This window comes from Candidatus Acidiferrales bacterium (genome assembly GCA_036514995.1).
Classification (GTDB): Bacteria; Acidobacteriota; Terriglobia; order Acidiferrales; family DATBWB01; genus DATBWB01.
Genome location: DATBWB010000140.1, coordinates 1 through 5,265 on the forward strand (window position 1 = coordinate 1; position 5,265 = coordinate 5,265).

The 5,265-nt window shown below is 59.8% G+C and carries 5 protein-coding genes and 1 tRNA gene; 3 read left to right on the plus strand and 3 right to left on the minus strand.

Going from position 1 to position 5,265, the window contains the following annotated elements:
- Positions 1-282 precede the first annotated feature (282 nt).
- Complete coding sequence (locus VIH17_09605) at positions 283-540, plus strand: hypothetical protein (protein HEY4683488.1); 258 nt, start codon at positions 283-285, stop codon at positions 538-540.
- Positions 541-788: 248 nt separating this feature from the next.
- On the opposite strand, the gene VIH17_09610 is transcribed toward VIH17_09605, so the two are convergent.
- Positions 789-877 (minus strand) — tRNA-Leu (locus tag VIH17_09610).
- 223 nt (positions 878-1,100) lie between these two features.
- On the opposite strand from VIH17_09610, the gene VIH17_09615 reads away from it, so the two are divergent.
- Together VIH17_09615 and VIH17_09620 are read left to right on the plus strand one after the other, a co-directional pair.
- A complete protein-coding gene (locus tag VIH17_09615) occupies positions 1,101-1,886 on the plus strand; it encodes an ABC transporter ATP-binding protein (GenBank protein ID HEY4683489.1) in 786 nt (261 codons plus the stop codon).
- Positions 1,887-1,891: 5 nt separating this feature from the next.
- Positions 1,892-3,577 carry a hypothetical protein gene (locus tag VIH17_09620; GenBank protein HEY4683490.1) on the plus strand — a complete coding sequence of 562 codons (1,686 nt, stop codon included), beginning with the start codon at positions 1,892-1,894 and terminating at the stop codon, positions 3,575-3,577.
- An 88-nt stretch (positions 3,578-3,665) separates the two neighbouring features.
- Here VIH17_09620 and VIH17_09625 read toward each other — a convergent pair whose 3' ends face one another.
- Together VIH17_09625 and VIH17_09630 are read right to left on the minus strand one after the other, a co-directional pair.
- Positions 3,666-4,499: an energy transducer TonB gene (locus VIH17_09625; GenBank protein HEY4683491.1), complete on the minus strand. Its 834-nt coding sequence runs from the start codon at positions 4,497-4,499 to the stop codon at positions 3,666-3,668.
- Positions 4,500-4,749: 250 nt separating this feature from the next.
- On the minus strand, positions 4,750-5,265 hold a 516-nt coding region (locus VIH17_09630), incomplete at its 5' end, for an HAD-IA family hydrolase (protein HEY4683492.1).

Consider the following 5,265-nt stretch of genomic DNA (forward strand, 5'->3'; position numbering starts at 1 on the left):
TAGGTGATGTCGGCCGAGCCGCACTTCGGACAGACGAGTTCGAGCGGAACCAGTCGCATGAGACTGCATTTTCCCACGTTACATGTTCGCGGCAAAATAGGGTTTGCACCGCCGGTTGCTCGCAGCGAAGAGGAAGAGCGCCGTGGTCGATGCCGTTGGTGAGGGTTTGCCTTCCTTGGCCGGCGGGACTATCGTGTTTGGAGAGGGTGCCGCTCCCGATGCTTCGGGACGGGATTCGATTCTGGCTCGAAGGAGCTGGGTTGGTCCCGAAAGGAGGGTCCCGTGAACGAGCATGTGTACCTGCTTGTGGTTGCCTGGTACATCTTGTTTTGGGGTACCGTGGCCATGGCCATCCGCAGCTACGGGCCCGGGCGTCTGAAGCGTTCGCTGCGCTGCCCGGATAAGAGTACGCGCGCCAAAATGGTGGTGCTTTACAGCGAGCGCGAATTCGGCTCGGTGCAAGCCTCGGACGTCACTGCCTGCTCGCTCTTCGGCACGGCGCCGGTCACCTGCGAGAAGGCGTGCCTGGCACGACTGTAACGACCGAAAAGCGAAACTCGAAAGACGAAATCCAAAAATCGAGTGCCTGCCCGGTTTGTCCCGCTGAGGCGGACGAGATACATTCCAACTGTCTCGCCGCCGCTTCCCTCGACCCCGTTTCCTTAGCGCTCTCAGCGGAAGGCGGTGGAAGGTCTGCGGGCGAAGCCAAATGCCACCACAACTGCCACCTGCCTGATGGCGAGCTTATCTGCTTGGCAGTGTGAAGGCATCCATTTGCAATAGGAAGTTGGTGCTGGAGGAGGGAGTCGAACCCTCACGGCCAATGAAGGCCACGAGATTTTGAGTCTCGCGCGTCTGCCAGTTCCGCCACTCCAGCGCAGTCAACCCATTCTAACAACACCCACAAAGGTCTGCCAACCCGTACGCCAATCGGGCCATCGAAAATCGAAACGAAGCTTGCCCGTTTTCGGATTTCTGCTTTCTATGAGTAGTTGGTCTTCGCCCGGCACCCGGCACTCGACACTCGGCACCCGGCACTGACGCGGCCTCGCTAAAGGGCTATGCTATATTTCGAGCAAACCCTTCGAGGAGAGTGGACCATGGCGGAAGCACCCGCGATTGAGGTTTCTGGGCTCAAGAAGTTTTACGGCAACTTCCTGGCGCTCGATCAAGTTTCGTTCACCGTGCCGCGCGGGCAAATCCTGGGCTATCTGGGTCCGAATGGCGCGGGAAAATCCACGACGGTCAACATCCTGGTGGGCCTGCTGGCGCGGTCGTCGGGCGCGGTCTCATTCGACGGCCGGACGTACCAGCGGGAAGACTTCGCCATGCGGCGCCGGATCGGCTACGTGCCGGAGACGGGTGGCTTCTACGAAAGTCTCTCCGGCTACGAATTTCTGCAGATGGTGGGCCGGCTCTATCACCTGGAGGAAAACGAGGTGGAACGAAAAGCGCGCGGCTTTCTGGAACTCTTCGAGCTGGAACGTTCGATGCACCAGCGATTGGCCACCTATTCCAAAGGCATGCGGCAGAAGGTGTTGATCAGCGCGGCGCTGCTGCACAATCCGGACCTGATTTTCATGGATGAGCCGCTCACCGGGCTCGACGCCCATACCGCCCTGCTGCTCAAGGAGCTGATCCGCCAGATGGCGCGCGAAGGGAAGACGGTTTTCTACTGCTCGCACGTGCTCGATGTGGTCGAGCGGCTTTGCGACCGCGTGATCATCCTCGACCACGGCAGGATCGTCGCCGACGGCAACCTGGAGGAGTTGCGTCGCTCGATCCCGCAGAGCGGGACAACGACGCTCGAAGAGATTTTCAAGCGGCTGACCAGCGAGGAGGATAGCGGGTCGCGGGTGGAACAGTTTACGGCGTTGATGAGGTAGCGCCGGTGAGAACCTTCCAAGCACTCGTGGGCAAAATCATTAACAAGATGCTCGGCCCGATTGTATCGGGGCTGGCCCGCCTGGGTGTGGACGATCGTCAGTACCGCATCCTGCTCGTGACATCGCTCCGGGTGGACTTTCGCGGTTCGGCGCAGGTGCTGAGCCTGAAGCAGGGCACTTCGCCGCTCGGCACAGCGCTCGCGATCTATGCCCTCTACAGCCTGATGCTTTCGTTTCTTGCCTTCGTCCTACCCGCCGAACTTTATGCTCGCATCATCCTGGTTTTCGGCATGGCGATCCTCGGCATGGTGATGCTGATTGATTTTGGCGTAACCCTGGTGGTACCCGGCGACATTGGAATCGTCGGCTGGCGGCCGGTCAGCTCGCGCACCTATTTTGCCGCGCGCCTCACCAATGCGCTTTTCTATATCGTGATCTTCAGCCTGGCGCTGCATCTGATTCCTTCGCTCTTCGGCATGTTCAGCAAGGGTTCTTCAGTCGCCTTCCCGATTGTCTTTTTGCCCTCGGCGCTGCTGGGCAGCCTGTTCACGGCCGGGGTGGTGGCAGCGAGCTACGCGGCGCTGCTGCAACTTTTCCGCCAGGAACGCTTCCGCGATGTCGTGAACTACTTTCAGATCGCGCTCATGATCCTTTTTGTGGTCGCTTCGCAATTGTTCCCACGGCTGGAGGGAAGCATACTTCGCGGCCGGATGGGCGAAGCCGCGGGTGGAACTGCCTGGTCGTGGTGGGATGCGGTCCCGCCGCGATGGTTTGCGGCGCCGGTGGAAATGCTGCTCGATGGACCGAGCGCCCGGACGCTTCTCCTTTCGGTCGCGGCTGTTCTTTCGACGGTCGCGCTCTTCGTTGCCCTGGTGCGAACCCTTTCTCTCTCGTATCTCGAGCGCATCGGGGAGGCGGGCATACCGTCGGCCAAGCCGGTCGAGCGGCGGTCGCGGCCTCGATGGCTCGGACCGCTGCTGCGCTGTTTTTTCCGGTCACCCGAGGAGCGCGCCCTTTTTGATTTTGTGCGCAAACTCTTGGCCCGCGACCGCCAGGTGCGGCTGCGTCTTTATCCCACACTGACCTTCGTCCTTCTGCCGGCGCTGCCGCTTCTTCTCGAACGCAACGGGGGCAGCCCCGGCAGCCCCTTTGGCGGAGATTCCGCCTTTTCCGTTTTTCTGCCGCTCTTTACCCTGGGCATGTTGCCGGCGGTGCTGCTTGCCTATTTGCCTTTTTCCGGGGAGTCGCAAGGCGAGTGGATTTTTGAGCTGACGGGCTTCGAAAAGCCGTCTCGGGTGGCGGCCGCCATCAAGAAATGTCTGGTGCTCTATTTCTTTCTGCCGCTCGCTCTCGCGATGGTTGCCTTCTTTGCTTTTTTCTGGGGCCTGGCCAATGCGGCGGGGATCGTGCTTTTCGCGTTGCTCTGCGGCCTTTTGCTCCTCGAGATGCTATTCATGCTTTTCTTCCGCGGGGTGCCCTTCACCCGGCCGATGGCTTCCGGGCGATCGGCAGCCGGGCTGGGCTACGTGCTGGTGGCCTTTCCGGTCATCGGCCTGTTCGTCGGGCTGGCCCACTTTTTCCTGAAAACGCCCGGCCAGCTTCTTCTGGCCGCGCTGATCTTGCTTCCGGTGATTTTCCTGCTGCACCGGCTGAGCAACGCGCGCTATTCGCCGGAGGTCGGCCAATCCTGAGAAGATGCAGGCGTGAGGCTGTTTTCGTGGGCGAGTCGCGGCTTCCTCGGATCCTCATTTACTTGAAGCTTATTGTCGCTGCGGAAGCCTAGGGCCTTATATCAAGCGTAAAAACCACGTCGATTGTGGTGATGACTTCTACTGGCTGGCCTCCGAACATCGTGGGCGAATAGCGCCACTGCTTCACGGCCTTCACGGCTGCTTCTGCCAGCCAGCAGTGGCCTTGCATCACGCGCAGGTTTCGAATCGTACCATGGCGGCCGATGATGGCGACCATCCGAACTGTGCCTCGGAGAGCAGCCATCTTCGCCCTTCGCGGATACTCTGGTGCGACTTGGTGAATCAGTCTGGCGGCTTGCACCTTGGCAGCCACATCGATCGGTTGAGGTCGATGAGTGTCGGTTGGACGCGTCTCGGCAGCGGCCCCGATCGTCGGCGCGGGAGACTCTGGGATACGGAGATTCCCGAGGTACCGAAATCTGCCGTCAATATAGGCGAAAAACCCTAGCGGACTACCGTATTGCTCGCGCATCAGGGAAGCTTCGTAGAAAGGTTGCTGCTTCTGTCGAGCGGCCAGGACAGGGTATTGGAACTCGTCCGCATTAGGGTCGCATGCCTCTTCCAAGCGTCGTACGACGATGTTGGTCATTTTCTCCTGTACCGCCGAGGCGAATTGCTGCTCCAGGTACGACGGAATTCCAGCCCGGCGGGCTGCGTAGGAGGCCGCGAGCTTTGCGCCGTCCTCCTCGCCAAAGACCGTGTCGAACCATGATTGGTGGTCGGGGATAAGCATTGAGTTCAGGTAGGCCCTAAGCGCCTCGGTTTGATTTGGCCTCGTCGCAGCAAGGATGTCTTTGATGAGCTTCTTGAGGCCGCGCGGGGAGTCCGGATAGGTTGGATTGTCGCGTTGCAGCGGTGCCACACTTTTTTCTTGAGCTGTAGCACTTGACAGAATGAGCAAACCTAAGACCAATGCAACAGCACAGGATCTGAGCAAGGGAGATGCTCCGCTCACGTCAAACAGACCTAGTCAGTTCAAAAGGACATCTTGCAAAAGTCGGAATTTCCAGTCGCCTCAAGAGGAGGAAGCATACATCAGCCGGACAATGGCAGCAAACTTTTGTCACCATGGCCGCCAAAATTCTTCTGTACAGGTCTTCGTTCACATTCGTTCACACATACCGTGTGATTTCGTTCGGTGACCGCAGGACGGCGCGAGCGCCGGCGCGGCGAAACATTTTGGCGCGAGCGCGCTTCGAACCGCCATAGGCGATGACGGCAAAGAATTCAGCGCCGGCCCGGCGGCTCGAGATGGCGTCGTCAATGTTGTCGCCGAGGTAGATCACTCGCCTTGTGGGAAACCGGCGAATGATTTTTTGGAGTCCGTCGGGATGAGGCTTGGGGACGCATTCGCCGGTGCAGACCATCTGGGAAACGTAGGGCCAGAGGCCGAACTTCTTGAGGGTGTGCCGGGCCTCGCGACGTTGACGGCCGGTGAATATGGCCAGCGGTGCCTTGCGGGCCAGCGCGCGAACGAGTCCGGGCCGGATCATCAAACGTTCATCAGCAATGCGCCCGCTGAAATTTTTTTCGAGGTAGATGCGCTGGAAGAGCCGCTTGATGTCGCCTCGGGTGACATTCCGTCCGCGGCGGCGCACCAGCGTATGGGTTAGTTTCCAATCGTCGTT

Bases quoted from the DNA above. Each gene is read 5' to 3' on its own strand.
- VIH17_09615 (HEY4683489.1), top strand. From the start codon at position 1,101: ATGGCGGAAGCACCCGCGATTGAGGTTTCTGGGCTCAAGAAGTTTTAC.